General features: G+C 47.4%; 20 protein-coding genes. 6 read left to right on the top strand and 14 right to left on the bottom strand.

Going from position 1 to position 20148, the window contains the following annotated elements; genetic code table 11:
- Window positions 1-259: 259 nt before the first annotated feature.
- The 8 genes from ACKX2L_RS06880 to ACKX2L_RS06845 all read right to left on the bottom strand — a co-directional run bounded on the left by ACKX2L_RS06880 (window position 260) and on the right by ACKX2L_RS06845 (window position 7756).
- Window positions 260-2023, bottom strand: coding sequence for a sensor histidine kinase (locus ACKX2L_RS06880; RefSeq protein WP_497551137.1), 1764 nt, complete (start codon window positions 2021-2023; stop codon window positions 260-262).
- On the bottom strand, window positions 2013-2696 hold the full coding sequence (locus ACKX2L_RS06875) for a response regulator transcription factor (protein WP_497551138.1): 684 nt from the start codon (window positions 2694-2696) through the stop codon (window positions 2013-2015). The genes ACKX2L_RS06880 and ACKX2L_RS06875 overlap by 11 nt, the downstream gene beginning before the upstream one ends.
- On the bottom strand, window positions 2693-3379 hold the full coding sequence (phoU, locus tag ACKX2L_RS06870; protein WP_497551139.1) for a phosphate signaling complex protein PhoU: 687 nt from the start codon (window positions 3377-3379) through the stop codon (window positions 2693-2695). The genes ACKX2L_RS06875 and phoU overlap by 4 nt, the downstream gene beginning before the upstream one ends.
- Window positions 3379-4134 carry a phosphate ABC transporter ATP-binding protein PstB gene (pstB, locus tag ACKX2L_RS06865; protein WP_497551140.1) on the bottom strand — a complete coding sequence of 252 codons (756 nt, stop codon included), beginning with the start codon at window positions 4132-4134 and terminating at the stop codon, window positions 3379-3381. The genes phoU and pstB overlap by 1 nt, the downstream gene beginning before the upstream one ends.
- Window positions 4135-4206: 72 nt before the next feature.
- Window positions 4207-5070, bottom strand: coding sequence for a phosphate ABC transporter permease PstA (gene pstA, locus ACKX2L_RS06860; RefSeq protein ID WP_497551152.1), 864 nt, complete (start codon window positions 5068-5070; stop codon window positions 4207-4209).
- Between the two features lie 100 nt (window positions 5071-5170).
- The gene (gene pstC / locus ACKX2L_RS06855; protein ID WP_497551141.1) at window positions 5171-6058 is read right to left on the bottom strand and encodes a phosphate ABC transporter permease subunit PstC; all 888 of its coding nucleotides are present in this window, start codon (window positions 6056-6058) and stop codon (window positions 5171-5173) included.
- Window positions 6059-6156: 98 nt separating this feature from the next.
- A complete protein-coding gene (locus tag ACKX2L_RS06850) occupies window positions 6157-7065 on the bottom strand; it encodes a phosphate ABC transporter substrate-binding protein (protein WP_497551142.1) in 909 nt (302 codons plus the stop codon).
- A gap of 184 nt (window positions 7066-7249) precedes the next feature.
- Window positions 7250-7756, bottom strand: coding sequence for a tRNA (cytidine(34)-2'-O)-methyltransferase (locus ACKX2L_RS06845; RefSeq protein ID WP_497551143.1), 507 nt, complete (start codon window positions 7754-7756; stop codon window positions 7250-7252).
- Window positions 7757-7929: 173 nt separating this feature from the next.
- Between ACKX2L_RS06845 and ACKX2L_RS06840 the strand changes: the two genes are divergently transcribed.
- Window positions 7930-9738: a hypothetical protein gene (locus ACKX2L_RS06840; protein ID WP_497551144.1), complete on the top strand. Its 1809-nt coding sequence runs from the start codon at window positions 7930-7932 to the stop codon at window positions 9736-9738.
- Window positions 9739-9750: 12 nt separating this feature from the next.
- Here the strand turns inward: ACKX2L_RS06840 and ACKX2L_RS06835 are convergent, their stop codons facing one another.
- Window positions 9751-10659: a YitT family protein gene (locus ACKX2L_RS06835; RefSeq protein WP_497551145.1), complete on the bottom strand. Its 909-nt coding sequence runs from the start codon at window positions 10657-10659 to the stop codon at window positions 9751-9753.
- Window positions 10660-10865: 206 nt separating this feature from the next.
- On the opposite strand from ACKX2L_RS06835, the gene ACKX2L_RS06830 reads away from it, so the two are divergent.
- Window positions 10866-12278 carry an alpha-amylase family glycosyl hydrolase gene (locus tag ACKX2L_RS06830; protein ID WP_497551146.1) on the top strand — a complete coding sequence of 471 codons (1413 nt, stop codon included), beginning with the start codon at window positions 10866-10868 and terminating at the stop codon, window positions 12276-12278.
- A 116-nt stretch (window positions 12279-12394) separates the two neighbouring features.
- On the opposite strand, the gene ACKX2L_RS06825 is transcribed toward ACKX2L_RS06830, so the two are convergent.
- Entirely contained in the window at window positions 12395-13435 is a 1041-nt protein-coding gene (locus ACKX2L_RS06825) for an alpha-hydroxy-acid oxidizing protein (protein ID WP_497551147.1), read from the bottom strand.
- Window positions 13436-13590: 155 nt separating this feature from the next.
- Between ACKX2L_RS06825 and ACKX2L_RS06820 the strand changes: the two genes are divergently transcribed.
- The 3 genes from ACKX2L_RS06820 (at window position 13591) to ACKX2L_RS06810 (ending at window position 15478) form a co-directional block, all read left to right on the top strand.
- Window positions 13591-14277, top strand: a complete 687-nt coding sequence (locus tag ACKX2L_RS06820; RefSeq protein WP_497552925.1) for a methylated-DNA--[protein]-cysteine S-methyltransferase — start codon at window positions 13591-13593, stop codon at window positions 14275-14277.
- A gap of 17 nt (window positions 14278-14294) precedes the next feature.
- Entirely contained in the window at window positions 14295-14789 is a 495-nt protein-coding gene (locus ACKX2L_RS06815) for a DNA-deoxyinosine glycosylase (RefSeq protein ID WP_497551968.1), read from the top strand.
- Between the two features lie 95 nt (window positions 14790-14884).
- Window positions 14885-15478, top strand: a complete 594-nt coding sequence (locus tag ACKX2L_RS06810) for a biotin transporter BioY (protein WP_497551969.1) — start codon at window positions 14885-14887, stop codon at window positions 15476-15478.
- Between the two features lie 54 nt (window positions 15479-15532).
- Here the strand turns inward: ACKX2L_RS06810 and rd are convergent, their stop codons facing one another.
- The 4 genes from rd to ACKX2L_RS06790 all read right to left on the bottom strand — a co-directional run bounded on the left by rd (window position 15533) and on the right by ACKX2L_RS06790 (window position 18553).
- Entirely contained in the window at window positions 15533-15697 is a 165-nt protein-coding gene (gene rd, locus ACKX2L_RS06805; protein ID WP_497552924.1) for a rubredoxin, read from the bottom strand.
- A 103-nt stretch (window positions 15698-15800) separates the two neighbouring features.
- A complete protein-coding gene (locus tag ACKX2L_RS06800) occupies window positions 15801-17234 on the bottom strand; it encodes an RsmB/NOP family class I SAM-dependent RNA methyltransferase (RefSeq protein WP_497552961.1) in 1434 nt (477 codons plus the stop codon).
- Between the two features lie 26 nt (window positions 17235-17260).
- Complete coding sequence (locus ACKX2L_RS06795) at window positions 17261-17728, bottom strand: C-GCAxxG-C-C family protein (RefSeq protein ID WP_497552923.1); 468 nt, start codon at window positions 17726-17728, stop codon at window positions 17261-17263.
- A 30-nt stretch (window positions 17729-17758) separates the two neighbouring features.
- On the bottom strand, window positions 17759-18553 hold the full coding sequence (locus ACKX2L_RS06790) for a TraX family protein (RefSeq protein ID WP_497552922.1): 795 nt from the start codon (window positions 18551-18553) through the stop codon (window positions 17759-17761).
- Window positions 18554-18721: 168 nt separating this feature from the next.
- On the opposite strand from ACKX2L_RS06790, the gene ACKX2L_RS06785 reads away from it, so the two are divergent.
- Window positions 18722-20116: an MATE family efflux transporter gene (locus ACKX2L_RS06785; RefSeq protein WP_497552921.1), complete on the top strand. Its 1395-nt coding sequence runs from the start codon at window positions 18722-18724 to the stop codon at window positions 20114-20116.
- The last annotated feature ends 32 nt before the right edge of the window (window positions 20117-20148 follow it).

Here is a 20148-nt window from a genome sequence, read left to right as displayed (position 1 = left end):
CGTTCTTATGCTATATGATTAAATTTAATATAACTAAAATTTAATATACCTTTTTTTCTAGTACTTTTCAAATTTCCTTTCTTTTTTGCCTGTTGCTGCCCTTTGCCTTTGTTTTCCTTTGCCTGGCATTTCCAGCCGGAAAATGGCCTATCTAGAAAAAATCGATATAACGAAATGAGTGTCAAAAGTACCTTTTGACACTCATTTCATCTTGTCAGATACCGATGAAAACGAAGGCCATTCCAAGCTTGCAGAATGACTAGACCGCTTCATTCTTCGGCAGCCGGACAATAAATTTCGATCCCTGTCCCGGCTGACTTTCAACATCAATGCTTCCGCCATGGATCATGACCGCATGTTTTACAATGGAGAGTCCCAATCCGGTCCCGCCGATCTCCTTCGAATGACTCTTATCGACCCGATAAAAACGCTCGAAGATCCTCTTCTGATCCGCCTCGGGAATCCCAATTCCATTATCCGAAACCGTAAGGATCACATCCTGATCGTGAGCCTTTACCTCAACATGGACCTTGCCACCCTCCTGGGTGTACTTAATGGCATTGTCAACCAGGTTGGAAATCATCGTCTGAAGGAGGGGCTTCTTTCCGTGAAGCAGGGCCTTTTCTCCCGACAAATGCAGACCGATTCCCTTCTTTGCCGCTTCATCCAGAAATTGCTCCACAGAAGTTTTGGACAGCTCATAGAGGTCGACCTCTTCCCAGTCAATATCACCTGCACCTTCATCCAGATGTGAGAGACTGATGATATCCTGTACCAGACGGATCATCCGCTGCGATTCCTGATAGATCCGTCCTGCACACTCGGGCAGATCATTGTCCTGTATCATCCGGTTCATCATGAGTTCCGCATAACCGGAAATCGCATGCAAGGGAGTCTTCAATTCATGTGATACATTGGCTGTAAATTCCCGGCGCATGGACTCTGCCATTTCCCGATCTGTCACATCATTCATCATAACAGCCAGTCCAATGACTTGAGAGTCACCTTCCCTCGTGATCGGTGCAGCATTGATCTGATAATTTCTCTCGTGAATGGTGAGAAGCCGCTCTGCTTCCCGGCCTTCTATGGCCGACTCGATGAGGTTGATCAGATCCAGGTTCCGGCAGATGGTCAGGAAATTTTCGCCCTTATGGGCCTGAAAGGAAGTTCCATTCGTCTTATTTTTTCCTTCCTTCAGATTTGTCAGATTCGTCGAATCAACCATCTCTCCCGGCACGGCATCCCGGATATCCAGGATTTTTCCGGCTGCCTGGTTTAAGCTTACGATCTGGCCGTCCCGGCGGAGGATGATCATCCCCTCACTCATATTCGAAAGAATGGTATCCAACTCTCTCTGCTTCTGCAAAAGGTCTGTCTCTTTATCCCGGATCTCTGCCTGCTGGCCGGCGATCCGCCGAAGAAGCGGCGACAATTCATCATATTTCTCATTTTCCAGAGGATGATCCAGATCCAACTCATTCAGGGGTTCTACGATCTTCTTTGCCAGCCGGCTGGAAAGGAAGAGAGAAAAGATTGCAAGAAGGATCAAAATGATAACCACCGGCTGCAGCATACCGAGAAGCAGAGTCAGAACAGAATTCTGCGTCAGGGAAACTCGTAAAACAGTTCCATCACTGATTCGTTTGGCTGCATAAAGCATCCGTTCTGTTAAAGTCTTGGAATAACGGGTGCTTTCTCCATAACCGGATACCGAGTTCATCGCTTCTTTTACTTCTGCCCGATTTTTATGATTGGGCATGGTTTTCGGATCCGATGCGGAGTCATAGAGAACAGTACCATCTGAATCAATCCAGGTCAGTCTCAAATCATCTTTCTTGACCTGTTCCAGATAATCTATGCCCGAATCCTCGACTCCCTGGGCTGACAGATCCAATTGAGAAAGAAGCTGGCGATGGGAGATATTTCCCATATAATCATAAAGAATTCCGAAGATCAGTCCGATTGTGATCAAAAGGACCAGAATCGAAGTCCAGAAAATGGATCGAAAAATCTTACGACTCACGCGGCACCTCCATTCTGTAACCGATTCCCCGCACCGTTTTAATCATACTCCCGGCATCAGAAAGCTTGGTGCGGAGGGTTCCGATATGGACATCGACCGTCCGGGACTCTCCCTGAAAATCTTCATTCCATACAATGGTAAGGAGCATTTCTCTGGAAAAGGCCTTGCCCGGATTCGTCATGAAAAGGTGGAGAAGATCATACTCTTTTAAGGTCAGTTCCACTTCCTCCCCATCTACTCGAACCGTATGCTCAACGGTATTCATTTGAATAGAGCCGATTGTTAAAAGGGATTGATGAGCCGTTGCCTTCTTAGACCGTCTCAGGACTGCTTTGACCCTGGAAATCATCTCCATCATGCCAAAAGGCTTAGCCAGGTAATCATCTGCGCCCAGATCCAGCCCGATGACCTTATCATATTCCGTGCCCTTGGCTGTTGCCATAATAACAGGGATATCCTCTGTCGTTACGAAGGAACGAAGCTTTTTTAAGACTGAGATCCCGTCTTCACCCGGCATCATGATATCCAGAATGATAAGTTCCGGTATCGTATCCTTCATGGCTTCCCAAAACTCCTTGGCATTTGCAAAGCCTCTGGCCTGATAGCCAGCCGTTTTCAGGGTATATACCATAAGTTCTCTGCTGCTGACATCATCCTCCACACAGAATATCATTCGTCTGACTCCTTTTTATCTTCTCTTGTTCCCGTGATGGCAAATGTAACCCAGCCTGCAATTCGTACTGCGTGATCACCGATCCTCTCCAGATATTTGGCAATCATAAGCAGATCTAAGATACTGGTTCCATAGGCTTTATGCTGACTCGGATCCACCTTCTCATTCATATTTTGAATTTCCGTAATCAGAGCTTCCCGGACATGATCAAAACACAAATCGACCTTATCATCGGATGCAATCACCCTTCTTGCCAGATTTGCATCCTGATGGACGAAAGCATCCATGCTCTTCGAGACCATTCCCATCACGTTTTCCGCCATTTCATGCATACCTACATTATCGTCTACCTGACGGATGGTGTCCATAGTAACAATCTCTGCAATATCTGCTGCCTGAACACCAATTCTTCTCATATCGGTAATCATTTTCAATGCCGAAGAGATTCTCCGAAGATCCCTGGCAACCGGTTGCTGACGAAGAAGGAGGCGGAGACACAGATTCTCGATCTTACGATCCTCTTCATTGATCTGCTCCACCAGGTCCGGCACTTCCTTCGCCATCATAAGATCATGCTGAAGAAGAGATACACAAGCCTTTCGGATCGCATATTCACACATCATACCCAGTTTTGTCAGCTCCTGATTCATTTCCTCAAGCTGCTCGTCGAAAACAGAACGCATTAGCCAAACCTCCCTGTAATGTAATCTTCGGTTCTCTTATCCTTGGGCATCGAGAAGATGGTCTCACTCTTTCCGAATTCCACCATTTCACCCAGAAGAAAGAATGCACAGTAGTCTGAAATACGGACCGCCTGCTGCATATTATGGGTTACCATAATGACCGTATACTTCTTTTTCAGTTCCAGACAGAGTTCCTCGATCTTTCCGGTAGAAATCGGATCCAGGGCTGAGGTCGATTCATCCATCAGAAGAATATCCGGTTCTACAGCCAAAGCCCTTGCAATACAGAGTCTCTGCTGCTGACCACCTGACATGCCGAGAGCGCTTGTTTTCAGCCGATCCTTCACTTCATCCCAGATGGCAGCCCCGCGAAGGGACTTCTCTACGATCTCATCCAGCTTGATCTTCGAATGAATGCCGTGGATCCTCGGACCATAGGCGATATTATCGTAAATACTCATAGGAAATGGATTGGCTTTCTGGAAAACCATGCCAATGCGCTTCCGAAGGAGCGTCACATCCACTGCTTTATCATAGATATTCTGTCCTTCATACTTAACCTCTCCGGTGATTTTCACATGATCCACCAGATCATTCATCCGATTCAAGGTCTTAAGGAAGGTCGACTTTCCGCATCCGGAAGGTCCAATTAAGGCAGTGATCTGCTTCTCCGGGATCTGGATCGATACATCCTTCAATGCATGGTGATCGCCGTACCAGAGATTCAATTTGTTTGCTTCAATTGCATACTTCATAATTCTTTCCTTGCTATTCGTGCCTTTCTTTCCTGCATACCGATTTGGTCTATATTTCCGCCGGAATTCGAATCACTTTCGAAGTTTCTTTCCGGCAAAATCCGCCAGGAAGTTGATAAACAGTGTCAAAAGGATCAGGATCACTGCGATGGCAAAGGCGACATCTGTCTTACCCCGTTCACTGGCGTAGACATAGAGTGCAACCGTAAGGGTTGCGGATGAGGAGGTTAAGGCCCGGAAAAATCCATTCAGAACCAGTCCGAAGCCGGCGGTAAAGAGAAGGGCTGCCGACTCACCGACAATTCTTCCGATGGCCAGGATGCAGCCGGTCACGATTCCGTCGATGGAATTGGGAAGAACCACAGTCCTTATCATGTACCACTTGCCTGCGCCGAGTGCCAGAGACCCTTCCCGATAGCTTGCGGGAACCGTCTTCAGGCTCTCCTGTGTGGTTCGGATAATGGTCGGGAGAACCATCATCACCAGAGTCAGACCTCCGGCCAGAATACCTTGCTGCAATCCCATGAGCTGGGTGAAAAGCAGCATACCGACCAGACCGAAAATAATGGATGGAATTCCGGTCAGGATCTCGGTTGCGAATTCGATCAGAGAAACCAGCTTTCGGTTCTTCGCATATTCCGTGAGATAGATGGCAGCTCCGACACCGATGGGAAGGACAATGACCATGGCTACGACAATGATATAGATGGTGTTTAAAATATTCGGAAGAATACCAATCGTGCCTTTGAGATAGCTGGTCTGCGATTTCAGCAGTTTCCAGGTCAGATGCGGTATGCCCCGATAAAAAATGTAACCCAGAAGAAAGAACAGGAGTGCCACGGTAATAAAGGAACACAGATAGAGAAGCCCTCGAATGGTCTGATTCCAGATTTTCCGGCTGACCCTTTTCCCATAATCTCTGGTAATGGAATTCATACAGCTGCCTGTATCGATTGTTTCAACTTTTGTCATGTCAAGCTCCTTCCTCTATTTCGAAAAAGCCTCTTGTATCTTCTATCACGAATGTCCCGAATGATCATTCTGTATCCTCCCTGCCTCGGATCAGAAGATTTAAAATTGCATTAATCAGCATAATAAATAAGAAGAGGACCAATCCGATAGAGAACAGTGCGTTTCGCTGAAGGGAACCATAGGAAGCATAGGACATCTCCGATGCAATCGCGGTTGTCATGAATCGAACGGATTTTAAGAGACCCGGCATATTCGCAACATTTCCGGAAACCATGATGATGGCCATGGCCTCTCCGATGGCACGACCGACTCCCATCACAATGGATGCTGCAATACCGCTTCTTGCGGCATGAACGGAAACCTTCATATAGGTTTCTGTTTCCGTAGCTCCGAGTGCCAGAGATGCATCTTCATATTCCTTCGGAACTGCATTCAAAGCTGTCACTGACACATTAATGATGGAGGGTAGGATCATAATGGCCAGTACAATAATAGCTGCAAGGAGGGTTGCGCCGGACGACAGCTTGAATGCTTTCTGAATCAGAGGAACCAGAACAATCATGCCAACCAGACCATAGACAACGGAAGGGATACCGGCAAGGAGCTGAACTGCCGTCTGAATGACCTTGGCCGGTCCGCTCGGTGCAATCTTCGACAGATAGATTGCCGTCATAAGTCCAACCGGAACACCAATGATTACAGCTCCGGCTGTTCCATAAACCGAGGTCAGAATAAAGGGCAGGATTCCGAACTGGGGATTGACCTTGGCGGTGGACTTCCAGACCTTACCAAAAAGGAATTTGACCAGACCAATCTCACGAATGGCCGGAATTCCGGAAATAATCAGATATACTGAGATCGCCAAAACAAATGTGACGGCACAGAGTCCGCAAATCAGGAAAATGATCTGGGGAATCCTCTCCAATATTTTTTTGTTGTCTTTCCTTGTCATAGTTCTTCCATTCTTTTTACTTAAAGCATTCCTTATAGAAATAGACGAGGAAATGGTCTACATTTCACCCGTCCATCTCGAAGTCATATGTCTCTTTCTTACTTTGCAGTCGGAACAGCACCGGCCTTAGTGATCAGCTTTTCTACGTCCTTGGACTTTGCGAAATCGAAGAAAGCCTGAGCGGTATCGGAAAGCTTGGTATCTTTCTTTGTGATCAGGTTGAAATCACGCTGTACCTTGTAGCTTCCGTCCTTGATGTTCTTCTCATTACACTCTACACCGCCAACGGTCAGAACCTTGACATCCTTGTTGTTCTCAACAGCAGAGAAGGAGGCATAACCAATCGCACTCTTACTGTTCTTAACAGCTTCAATGACTGCACCGGTTGAAGTCAATTCCTGAGAATACTTGCACTTGTCGGCAGTCTGGGTTACAGTCTCAAAACCATCTCTGGTACCTGAGCCTGCTTCACGGCCGATGGCTGCGATCTCACCGGCTTCGCCGCCAACCTTTGACCAGTCCGTTGCCTGACCGGTATAGATCTGCGCAATCTGATCCAGGGAGATATCCTTCATCGGATTATCCTTATTTACGATGATTGCGATACCGTCCAGAGCAATGGTCGTCTGCTCGAGTCCCTTGGACTTCTCCTCGTCCTTCAGATCTCTGGAAGCCAGGCCGATATCGCAAGATCCGTTGGAAACTGCCTCAATGCCGGAACCGGAACCGGTCGCATCATAGGTGACCTTTACATTGGGATATTCCTGCATGAAGGACTCCGACAGGGCTCCGATGACTTCTTCCATCGAAGTGGAACCGTTGGTGGAGACATTACCGGATAAGTTCTTGGCTTCTGTCTTCGCAGCCGAACCGGTGTCCGAGCTGCCTTTATTCGTATCAGCAGCTTTTGAGCTTCCGCATCCTGCCAGAAGAGATGCTGCCATAAGTGCGGTCAATCCGATCACTGCAGAACGTTTGCCAACAGACTTGAAACTACATGTTTTCATTTCTTTCCTCCTCGTAATTCAAACGAAAAACACCTGTAAGTTTCTTACGCTTACAGGTGTTATCTTAAAGAATGAATGTGAAGTCTATTATCGGTTGTTTGTAAAGTTTATGTAAAATCATAAACCGGCGACGGAATGAGACGGAAATCCGAACGATAGATAAGAGATCGTCCATTCCAACAATCTACATATCTTCCGGCTTCCACTTATGGTTATGAAGCTGCCCCTTCATGGTAAGCCCCGAAAAATCATGCTGGCGCAGGGCTTCATACAGCACAATGGCAACTGAGTTGGACAGATTCAAGGATCGCTCTTCGCCGGCCATGGGGATCCGCACACACCTTTTGGGATGCTGCATCAAAATCTCCTCCGGGATCCCTCCGCTTTCTCTCCCGAATACGATATAGGCGCCTTCCGGATACTTCACATCGGAATATACATGACGACCTTTTGTCGTTGCGAAATATAGATCAGCTCCGGGATTTTTCGTAAGGAAATCATCCCAGTCATCGTAGTAACTGACATCCAGCCTTGGCCAATAATCCAGGCCGGACCGTTTCAGCATCTTATCATTGATAATGAATCCAAACGGACGGATCAGATGCAGGCGGCAGTCGGTTGCGACGCAGGTACGCCCTATATTTCCTGTATTTGCCGGAATCTCCGGTTCGAGTAAGACAATATTAAACATTTCATGGAATCTCTCTTTACTTCGTATCTTCTTTTCGTATCTTATCATTTGAATGATTACCGTGTCAAAAGTACCCTTTGCTTTGTCAGCGAAATGGGACTTCTCTGTTTTACGAACTTGCCTTTCATGATAAAATATCTCTCGTATCCTAAAATTTATCGAGTATATATTTCATGAAACAGAATCGATTTTCTACCAACAAATTTTCCAAAAAGATCCGGCATTTGTTCCAGCAGCACATCTTGCCGGTCCTACTGATCATTTTATCCCTGCTTCTTTTTCTTCGTCCCTGGATCATCTCTCCCGTCATTGCAGCTTACGGCGGTGTCTTCCAGGATGCCACGGAATTGACCGGAAGTATATCCAAACTGATCTACAGGAACACCGGCGTCAACCTGCCTGTTGCAGACAAGGCTCTGGACGAGATCTCGGACGGTGCCTTCGGCCCTAAGGAAATTTTCACCAGTGCAGGGGATCTTCGAAAGACCCTGCTTCGTTTAAGCGGAGATAAGGATGCGCTGAAACTGTCCGATCTTATGGATGACAGGGATATCAACCGGATCTTACTTGTCCTTCTGGCTCTGGAGATCCTGGTCCTCGTGGTCTTTTTCCTGGCTCTTCTACAGATTGGTCTCTATTTCATCCGGGGAGAGAAGACCTCGATTCCGGTCTACTTTATCGGAAATGCAGTCCTGTCGGCCGTCTTCATCGCCGCCGAGGTCCTGCTCTTTCGTAATTTCCCGGTCTTAAAGTTCCATCTGACCGGCTGGCTTTTCATCAGTCTGGCCCTGTCCCTGCCCTACCGTTTCTGGATCTTTGCAGGAAGGAAAGTCCGGCTTTTGGCTGTGATCCTGAAAAACAGAAAGCGGAAAACACCTCCGGCGGTCCGACGGAAACGTCTGCTTCGCTTCGGATCGATTTTCCTCGTCATCCTTCTAATCCTCGGTTTGGAATACTATTTTGCCTATGTCTATCCCAAATATCACGAACCGGTGACAGACGAGGATTCCACCAGTACCGATCCCCTTTACAGCGACGAACAGATCAAGAAGATCCTGCGAAATTATGGTTTTACGGACGAAGTCATGCTGAAACATATTCTTCGTTCCAGCTATGTCATTCCGGGCCTGAAGACGACGGAAACGCTTTCGAACAATAAGAATCCGGACATCTGCACTTCCATGACGCCCCAGGGTGTCACGCCGGCAGGCGAATACCTTCTGATCTCCGCTTATTGCGGCTCCGGAAAGCATAACAGCGTGGTCTATGTTTTAAATAAGGCCTATCATACCTATGTGAAAACGATCGTTCTCCCAAACAGGCCTCATGTCGGTGGCATCACCTACGATCCCATACACCGCAATATCTGGATCTGCGATTATATGAGGAAAACGAAAACGGCCTATGTCAGCGCCTTTTCCATGGATCAGCTGGAAAAATATTCCCTGAATGACAAGGCGGAGCCCATCGCTTTCCGCTACTCCATGCCCATCTATTCCATGAAACGGACTTCCTTCCTCGACTATCATGACGGCAAGCTTTATATCGGAAATTTCAAGGCCGGAGGCGACAGTGTATCGACTGTCCAGACCTTTGCCATTGATGAAATGTCCGGTGACATCCGTTCCGATTCCAATGATGTCTCAAAGGTCTTGAAATTGAACAAGAAGATCATTGTTCCCTCCGGCATCACACTGATCAATGGAGGTATCCAGGGATTTACGGTCAATAATAAAGTAACGGCTCTCTCCCAGTCCTTCGGACCGGTCGACAGCCGTCTCATGGAATTTGAAAATTATGGAACTTTCATGGACTATATCCGTCTGTCCAGCGTCCCGGACCGAAGCTATACCCTGCCGCCCATGCTGGAGCAGATCACAGCCGACCAGGGGAAACTCTACCTGTGCTTTGAATCCGCAGCCTATGCCTACCGGAGCCGGTGGAATCCGAAAATCGACCGGATCCTGGTGCTGGACCTCTGATCTCTGTTTCGACTAGTCCATCTGCTTATAATAGAAGTTTCCGCGCAGTTCTTTCGTCTGAACCGAATTTACAAAGGCATGGGGGTCGATCTTATAGATCTCCTGGATGACCCGGTTACTTTCCGGTGCATCGATGACGGAATAAACCACCGTCCGGTCGCTGCCCTTGTAACCGCCCTTTCCTTCAATCCTGGTCGAACCATGCCGGCAGACCTCATAGATCATCTTACTGACCTCATCCGGATAATCCGTGACGATGAACATTGTGACCTTCTGATAGTTCCGATAGAGAAGATGCAAAACCTGGGTGGAGAAATACTGGAAAACGATCGAATACAGTGCCTTGTCCCATCCGAAATTCAATCCGGCAATCGCCAGAATACAGACATTCATGCCAAGGATGATATTGAAAGCATCTTTTCCGGTTTTCTTCGAAATGTAGATCGAGATGAAATCGGTTCCTCCGCTGGTCGCCCCGACCATCAGACACAAGCTGATGGCCAGGCCATTGATCATACCGCCGAAAATGGCAATCAAAAGAGGATCATAGGTGATGGCATGGGCCGGAATCAGATCCACCAGAAGAGAGTTCGCCACGATCATGACAAGAGAGAAGCCCGTGAACTTTTTTCCGATGAAACGGAAACCGATATAGACCGGGATTGCATTTAAAATAATATTGACCGGAGCATAAGGAAGGCTGATCCCGGCAAATTTCTTCAAAAGGCGGATAATTAAAAGTGACAGGCCGGTTGCTCCGCCGGGGTATAGATTTCCCGCCCGGACAAAGGTTCGTATATTGAAGGCCATTAAGAGGGCTCCTAAGAGGACAAAAACCAGCCGCCCAAAATCCTTACGAATGGTCCCCCGCTCTCCGGGATCCTTCTTGTCCAGTTCCATAATATGATCGGTTACACGCATGCTCACTATCCTCGAACTTTTCTGTTTCCAAGACTAAATTTTCGTTTCCATACATCATTCAATGATTTGGGATTTCTATCGATTCCGACCAGTCGAAAGCCTCGAAAGGGTCTTCGTCTCATGATTTCTCTTTGGTTCGAAATCGTCTTGTGGTATCATCATTGTAGCATATCCGATTTGAATTACTAGCAGAAAGGAGCCTTGTCGTGGCTATTGATACACCAAAATCTCTCCGAAATCAGATCCTCTATTCCGTATTCATTCGAAATTACAGTAAAGAGGGCACCTTCGATGGCGTCCGGAAGGATCTCTCTCATATCAAGTCTCTCGGAACGGATATTGTCTGGCTTATGCCCATCCATCCGATTGGAAAGGTAAACCGAAAGGGAAGTCTGGGTTCTCCCTATTCCATCTCGGATTATCGTGATGTGAATCCGGAGTTCGGAACAAAAGAAGACTTCCGCCGTTTGGTCGATGCCATTCATGAAATGGGAATGAAAGTCATTATTGATGTCGTATACAATCATACCTCCCGGGACAGCAAGCTTTCCAAGGAACATCCGGACTGGTTTTATCACAAGGAAAACGGTGATTTCGGAAACAAAGTCGGTGACTGGTGGGATGTCATTGATCTGGATTACTCCAATCCGGATCTCTGGGATTACCAGATCGAAACCTTAAAAATGTGGGCAGGCGATTATCATGTAGACGGTTTCCGCTGTGATGTGGCACCCATGGTTCCGGTCGAATTTTGGAAAAAAGCCAGACAGGCCGTTTCAAAAGTACACCCCGGTGCCATCTGGCTGGCTGAATCCGTCGAACCGAATTTCATCGAGTTCAACCGGTCCAGAGGAGTCTATTGCGCTTCCGATTCCGAACTCTACCAGGCTTTTGATCTCTGCTATGAATATGACAGTTACTGGCTCCTGGATGGTTTCCTCAGTGGAAAAAACAGCCTGGCGGATTATGTCGATCGCCTGAATCTCCAGGAAAATATCTATCCGGATAATTATTGCAAGCTTCGTTTCCTGGAAAATCACGACCGACTTCGGGCTGCTTTCCTTCTTCGCGATCCGAAGATGCTTCGAAATTGGACTGCATTTACTTACTTCCTGAAAGGCACGACTCTGATCTATAACGGGCAGGAAGCCGGGATCGGCCACACACCGACCCTCTTCGATAAGGATCTCATCCCATGGGGATCCGATCCCAAAGATGATTGCCGAAAGATCAATAACACTTTGGAAGAAAAAGCTTCCGATCAAACGAAAGCCAAAGAAGATTTAAGAAAACTCCAGGATCTGATGCTGCATCTTTCTGCTTTCAAGAAGAATCCCATTCTGACAGACGCAAGCTTCCATGTTGAGATCCTTTCCAAGGACCTGCTTGTCGCTGTCCATCAGGAAAATGCCAAAACCATCAATGGAAAACCAGGCCGTCGCCTGATCGGATTCTTCAGCACCAAGGGTCAGCCTGCATTGGCTCACGTCGGAGACCCTTCCTCTGATCTCCATCTGGCAAACGGGATCTACACTAATTTAGCCAATGGCCAGTCTGTCGAAATCGATTATGGAGAAATCTCACTGGATGGAGAACCGGTGATCATAGAGGCGGAGTAAAACCGGTGAACATAGTGGTGGAGTAAAATAGGAGAAAAACAGGGCGTGTAAATCACACGCCCTATTTTTCTACCCAAAAAGTATTTTTAAAATTTCATTTCCAGGGAAAGCCGGGATCAAAACATTACATAGTGACTTGTCGGCATAAAGAGACAGTCACGATTGATCTCCGACAGACTGTGTACGCCACACATTTTCATCGTGGAAACCAGCTCATTCTTCAGCTTTTCCGTCAGAAGCCGAACACCTTCCGCTCCACCGCCATAAACTGCAGTCACAAAGGGCCGGGCAATTAAAACGGCATCTGCACCTAGAGCCAGTGCCTTGAAGACATCTACACCGGTTCGAATACCGCCATCTACCAGAACCATCATGGAATCCCCGACCGCATCCTTAATGGATTCGAGCACTTCAGCTGTGGAAGGGGTCTGATCCTGTACACGACCGCCATGATTGGAAACAACAATTGCGCTGGCACCGGCTTCCTTTGCAGCAAGCGCACCACGAACGGTCATAATTCCCTTAATAATAAAGGGCTTTTCTGCCATGCGGATCACTTCTTTCAATTCAGCTACGGTCTTAGAACCGGCCGGCGGTGTTAGTCCCTGCAGAAAAGGAAGACCGGCTGCATCGACATCCATCGCAATCGCCAGAGGGTCTGCCTCTTTTGCAAGAGCAAATTTCTCTTCCAAAGTATTCGGATCCCAAGGCTTAATGGTCGGGATCCCCATACCCCCATTCGCTTTGATCGAAGCGCTGGCAGCTTCTACGACCTTTGGATTCGTTCCATCACCGGTAAAGGCCAGAATGCCCTCATCAGCTGCCGCCGGAACCAGGATGTCATTATAAGCGACATCGTCATATTTATCCCCGTAATGCAGCTGAACTGCACCAACCGGTCCGGCCATGATCGGCAAAGCAAGTTTCTTACCAAAGAAATCAAAGGTCGTATCCACGTCTCGATTTTCGCAGATCGTATTCATGTTGATCCGGATCTTCTGCCAGGCCTCATAATTTCTGATTGCAACATCGCCGGAGCCCTTAGCCCCAGGACCCGGCATCTGATTTCCACAGGCCCTGCCATTACAAACAGGACATGCCTTGCAGGAAGGTCCACTACAGGTCCTGGCATTTTTCAATACTTCTTCGTAAGTCATAAATACCCCCAATCATCAACTCTTGGATTTTATCACCAGTACTTTTTATTATAGTACAAATTCAGGAGAAAGATATCACTTTGAGGCCCTTGCGAATGACGATTCCTTGGTCTATCTTTGTAATTGATCATAAAGATTCAAAAGGAGCATTCTTCATGACAAATACAGACCAACCCCAGAATAGGGATCTTTTCATGCGATCCTTGATCCTAAAGCAGATAGAGAGCCAATACCATGCCATCATAGAACATCCCTGGCAGAAATATCCGGACTATGTCACTGCTAAGGAACCTTTGTCCGGGAAATGGTTTGCTGTTTTCATGCTGGTTCGTGGGGATCAGATCGGCCTACTCTCTTCGAATCTGATTCCCATTATGGATGTCAAAGCAGAGCCTGACTTCATCCATATCCTTGAGAAAAGCGAAGGATTTGCGCCTGCCTATCACATGAATAAGGAACACTGGATCACCGTACGCCTGGATGGCAGCATCGCTATGGAGCAGGTAATGCGTTTGATCCGGGACAGTTATGAGATGCTCTGCAACACACCCACCCGACGGATCTATGAGGCTGTAAAGAAAATCCCACGTGGAAAAGTCGCAACTTATGCCCAGGTGGCAGAGATGGCCGGAAACCCTCGTATGTCCAGAGCGGTCGGGAATGCCCTCCATAAAAATCCGGATCCGGACCATATTCCATGCTACCGGGTTGTAAACTCGAAAGGAGAACTCGCCAGCCACTTCGCCTTCGGCGGCCAAGATGTGCAAAAGAAACTCCTGGAAGCAGATGGAATTGAAGTCACAGATGGTCGGGTTGACCTGGACCAGTACGGAATATCGTAAATGACATAGGTAAAAATATGCAAGAACAAACTCTTCTCCATCCAATCCAGCCGGTCTATGACCAAAACTCTCATATCTTGATCCTTGGTTCCTTTCCCTCCGTCAAGTCCAGAGAAACTGCCTTCTTTTACGGACATCCCCAAAACCGCTTCTGGAAGGTTCTGTCTTCGATCTACGGAGAGACTCTGCCTATAACGATTCCAGAGAAAAAAGAATTCCTTCTTCGAAATGGCCTGGCCTTGTGGGATGTCATAAAATCCTGCACGATCACCGGATCCTCCGATGCAAGCATTAAAAATGTGAAGCCAAATGACCTTGGTCCTATTCTGCAAACCTGCCGAATTCAACTCATCATTGCCAATGGAAAGACAGCTGATAAATTATATCGGAAATATATCGAACCTGTCACTGGAAGAAGCGCACTCTGCCTTCCTTCCACCAGCCCGGCCAATGCTGCCTGGACCTTACCAAGACTCACAGCAGCCTGGAAGGCAGGCCTGGAAAATACTTAGTTGACAATATGATCTTCATTCTATAAAATATTGCTTGTTTGTGAGCTAGTCTTATTGAATACAGGGTGACAATATGTGCCCAGGGAGGATTATTTATGTCAACAATGAATTCTAATGTATCCGATTCACTTGCCAAGGGTGATCGTCAGAATCTTAAGATTCGCAAAATGACGACCACTGCGCTAATGACTGCAGTGATCTGTATCCTTGGTCCTCTTTCCATCCCCATCGGACCGGTTCCGATTTCTCTTGGTAACTTTGCATTACTGCTTACCATGTATGTCTTGGAATGGAAAAGCGGCGTGGTTGCTTATTTTCTCTATCTCTTGATTGGCCTGATCGGTCTTCCGGTCTTTTCCGGATTTGGAAGTGGACCGGCAAAGCTTCTCGGACCGACCGGCGGCTATATTCTCGGTTTTCTTCCTATGATCCTGATCACAGGACTTTTCCTTCGAAAGCACTGGCAGAAGCGAATTCTCTCCATTCTTATCATGGAAATTGCAACCTGGGTTCTCTATGTCTTTGGCACCGCTTGGCTGGCTTACTCCATGCATCTGACCTTTGCACAAGCACTAGCGACCGGTGTTATTCCATTTATTGCAATTGACCTTGTAAAAATTGTCATTGTTTCCTTGATTGGACCAATATTAAGAAAAAGACTGGCACCTTTTTCCGGTATTCAGCTGTAATCATCAAATAAATTTCATAAAAAAAGGACTGGCAGCCGCCAGTCCTTTTTTTTGTTACTCCTCAACCGGAACGAACATATCCTTGCCTACGCCGCAAACCGGGCAAACCCAATCGTCCGGAAGATCTTCAAAAGCTGTTCCCGGAGCAACGCCATTATCCGGATCACCAAGCTCAGGATCATAAATATAGCCACAGGGTTCACACTGATACTTCTTCATAGTCATGTCTCCTTTCAGACATCAATTAATTTCTGATGTCACTATACCATTTTTCTCTCATCCGGACATCATTTCAGAATAAAATTTATAAAACTTTCACTTATCACTTGGATAGCGATAGTCTGAGCCCCTTCGGATAATGATTCTTCAAGATCCCGCCGGAAGCCTTGCCCCAGCCCAAGGGATATCCGTCCACCAGAACTGCCATCCATCCCTTACCCTGACAAGGGATGCTCTCTCCCCGGAGATAGGCGAAAACCTCCTCGGAATCCGCTCTGAGATTCAGACAATGCTGCAATTCCTTTTGATTCAAAGCCAGAGCCAAGGCATGATCCGGCTCAAAACGATTTTTCTTCACTATGCCCAAATGCAAACCGGCCCGAATCACCTTAATCGAATCCAGATTTACATTCTCCGGCAAGAGATAGAGATCCTGTCCGAATTGTCGAAGCTGTCCCTCCTCTTCGAAACATAGGGCATCCTCAGAGAATTCCTTCCATAGCCTGCCAGCCTCCGGATCGAAGAGGCCAAAAGATTTCCCATCTCGATTTTTCTTGTTCTTATTCTTTTTATTCTTTCTGAACTTTTCTTCCTCTAAAACAGGGTCCGTCCTTCCTGCATCTTCAAAATCCGAACCCTTTTTTCTTAGTATTGCAAGAAAGTGTCCTTCCCCATCCAGCCTGTGCGGCCAGAGCCGAATACTCTTCCCGTCCGATCCGGCAGCAAAACCATATGTTTCCATGTCTTGGCCTAATTCCTCCGGCAGGTTTACCTCTTCATAATCCTTCCTTTCAGCCAGGAAACGCTTTATGTTTCCCTCATTCTCTGAAGGCGCAAAGGTACAGGTCGAATAGACCAGGTATCCTCCAGGTCGAAGCATCCGGTCTGCCTCTATCAGGATCCCGGCCTGACGCCTGGCACACAGGTCGACATTCTCCGGGCTCCAGTTCGGGATCGCCTCTTCTTCCTTTCGAAACATTCCTTCACCGGAGCAAGGGGCATCCACAATGATCCGGTCAAAAAAGGCCGGGAAATGCCTTGCCAGATCTTCCGGAGCTTCATTGGTAACGATGGCATTCCGTATGCCGAGACGCTCTATATTTCTAGACAGAATCCTTGCTCTCTCCGGATGGATCTCATTGGAGATGAGAAGTCCCTTTCCGCCCATCATCCCAGCCAGCTGGGTAGACTTCCCGCCCGGCGCCGCGCAGAGATCCAGGACCCGTTCCCCCGGCCGAACGCCGGAAAGTGCTGCAACAGCCATAGCGCTCGGCTCCTGGATATAATATAAACCGGCTTCATGATAGGGGCTTTTGCCCGGTCGTGCTTCGGGATTGTAATAGAAACCGTTGGGGCGTGCCCAGGGAACGGGGCGAAGATGATAGGGAACCAGAGCTTGAAATTCCTGGGGCCTGATCTTCAAGGGATTGACCCGGAGGGCCGGATGGCGCGGCTTGTCATAAGACAAGAGGAAGGCATCAAAGTCTTCCCCAAGCATGCCCTGCATCCGATTCAGAAAAGCCTGAGGCAAAGTGATCTTCAAGTGTTTCTCCTTTCCGCCTGTCAGGCCTTAAGATTTCTCTCTTTTAACATGTCTTCAACGATTTCGACCGCTTCATAGACCATATTGTCACAATGTGGTTTCTTCTCGGCCGGCGAATGGACCTCCTCACGAAGGAGGTCTCTGCAATCGATCCGGTTCCCATGCTTTTCCTTCATGCGGCGGACAAATTCAGCCGCATCTCTCGGATCATCTGCGCCATAAAGCCCCAAGGCCATAAGGCCGCCGGTGATTGCGCCGCAGGTCGCCCCGACCCGCATACCTCCACCGAAATTGGCAGTCATTGCTTTGGCTGCATCAAAAGGCATCCCCTTCTTTTCAGCAAAAGGAATGAAAACACCCTGGGCACAATTATAATGGGTTTCCGGGTCATTTCTGATTTCCCGGCTTCTGGCTAAGATTTCTGAGTCGTTCTTTTCTACACTTCCTGCGCTTGATATGGATACATGTTCTATTGTATGATTTGTCATTTCGATCTCCTTTATTCTAACTCAGGCCATTTACCATTGGATCCACCCCAAGCCATGTCCGATCCCGGCAAGAATCAAAAGATGAGCCGGATAGAAAATGTAGAACAAGTATTTCATCTTCCTTCCCTGCCAACCATGATAGAAGTAGAGGGGAATCAGATTGATAAGTGCCACAAATTCCAGCATCCCACAGGTCAAGCCAAGCCAGAGCACAGAAAATAGATAGCCAAACATCTTCTGACCCGGCATGAGATATAAAATCAGGATAGCGAGAACACCGGCAACTCCATAATCGCTTCGAACCAGATTCTTCTCTAAAACATAGTCCATGAGGAGAACCAGTACGATCGCACAAGCGAACCAGGCATATATCCTTCGATCATCCCCATATTTCCTACGAGCTTTCTCTTCTACCATATCCAGGATCCAAATGGAAAGAAAGCCCAAAAGCAGGGTGAAACCGACATTATTATAACCCCATTCGAGATATTTGCCATTAAAAGCCATATCAAAAGGGATCTCGGAAACCAGGGCGAAAATCAAAAGCCGTATGGCATATTTCATCCGATTCTTCGTATAATGAAACCCTTCTACTAAAAGAAAGCAAAATAATGGGAAAGCCAACCTGCCGATACCTCGACATAAGACATCGACTTTCCCGACAGTAGAAGTCCCAGGAGATGCAAAACGGGTGAAATCTGTAAGATATGGACTGTGTTCCAGAATAACCGCACCGATATGATCCAATGCCATCGTAATGAGAGCTAATAATTTCAGTTGAAAAGCAGAAATGCCATCTATTTTTCTATCTATTTTTCTATCCATTTTTCTCCCCAACCTTATGATTGATTCTACTTTTCTATCTTTACATAAATTCAAGCAAAAGTCACCTCGTAAGATCCAAAAGGCATCCCCCTGTTGACGATTCATTGAAAAGCATCTAGAATTACATGGTTGTCGTTTGAAACAGATAGAAAGGAAGCCTGAAAGCACATGGGAGATACACAGAAAGGAAATACAGCCTTCAAAGAAAATAAAATGGGCGTTATGCCGATTCAGAAGCTGATCGTGAATATGTCCGTTCCTATGATGATCTCCATGCTGGTGCAGGCTCTTTACAATATTGTAGATTCGATTTTCGTTGCACAGATCAGTGAAGATGCTCTGACAGCCGTCACTCTGGCTTTCCCTTTGCAGAATCTGATGATCGCGGTTGCTGCAGGAACCGGTGTCGGTGTCAATGCTCTTTTGTCCAAGGCTCTAGGCGCCAGAGAGTTTAAGCGATCGGATAAGGCTGCCAATACGGCTGTTCTCCTCGCACTGTTAAGTTATGTGGTCTTTGCTATTCTCGGCCTGACGATCACCAATTCCTTTATCCGAAGTCAGACCGGTGATACCAGCATTATTCAATATGGAGATGCCTATCTCGGCATCGTCATGACTTTGTCCTTCGGTTCCTTCCTCCAGATCACTTTTGAGCGTCTGCTGCAATCGACCGGTCAGACCTTCTATAGCATGGTTTCCCAGTTGACCGGTGCCATTATCAATATCATCATGGATCCGATCATGATCTTCGGTTTGGTCGGTTTTCCTAAACTCGGCGTTGCCGGTGCAGCTTACGCTACCGTCATCGGACAGATCATCGCCTCCATGGTCGGACTTACCTTGAACCTCCGCTTAAACCATGAAATCCATCTGTCGCTCCAGTCTATCTTTCAGCCCGATTTTTCGATCATCCGCCGAATCTACTATGTCGGCATCCCTTCGATCCTCATGATGAGCATCGGATCCGTCATGACCTACCTCATGGATCTGATCCTGATTGCCTTTTCCTCTACAGCAACCGCCGTCTTCGGAGTCTATTTCAAGCTGCAAAGTTTCTTCTTCATGCCGGTTTTCGGATTGAATAACGGTCTGATCCCCGTTCTGGCCTTCAACCTCGGAGCCCGACATAAGCGCCGGATCAAAAAGGCTCTGAAATTTGCCCTGATTCTGGCAGTCTGCGTTATGCTTTGCGGAACCTTGACCTTCGAATTGATCCCGGGAACGCTCCTGTCCCTTTTCAACGCGTCTGCAGAGATGAAACGGATGGGTATCATCGCCCTCCGAATCATTGCCCTGCATTTCCCGATCGCAGCCTGCGGCATTGTCATGGGATCCATCTTCCAGGCCTTTTCCAAAAGCTTTTATTCTCTTTTGGTATCCCTCGGACGCCAGCTTGTCGCCCTGATCCCTGCCGCCTGGCTTCTTTCCCTGACCGGAAATGTAAACCATGTCTGGTGGTGTTTCCTGATTGCCGAAGGAGTTTCCTTCACCCTGTCCCTGACCTTCTTCCGTAAGGTTTATCGGACTGTTGTTGAACCACTTCCGGATGATGAAGTGGAATAAAACAGCAAAGCATTTCAAATCGGTCAAAACAG

It is taken from the genome of Porcibacter vitabionis, from assembly GCF_046263795.1.
GTDB lineage: Bacteria > Bacillota > Clostridia > Lachnospirales > Lachnospiraceae > Lachnocurva.
The sequence above is the reverse complement of the archived record's forward strand: the minus strand, read 5'-3'. Positions and strand labels throughout refer to the sequence as shown.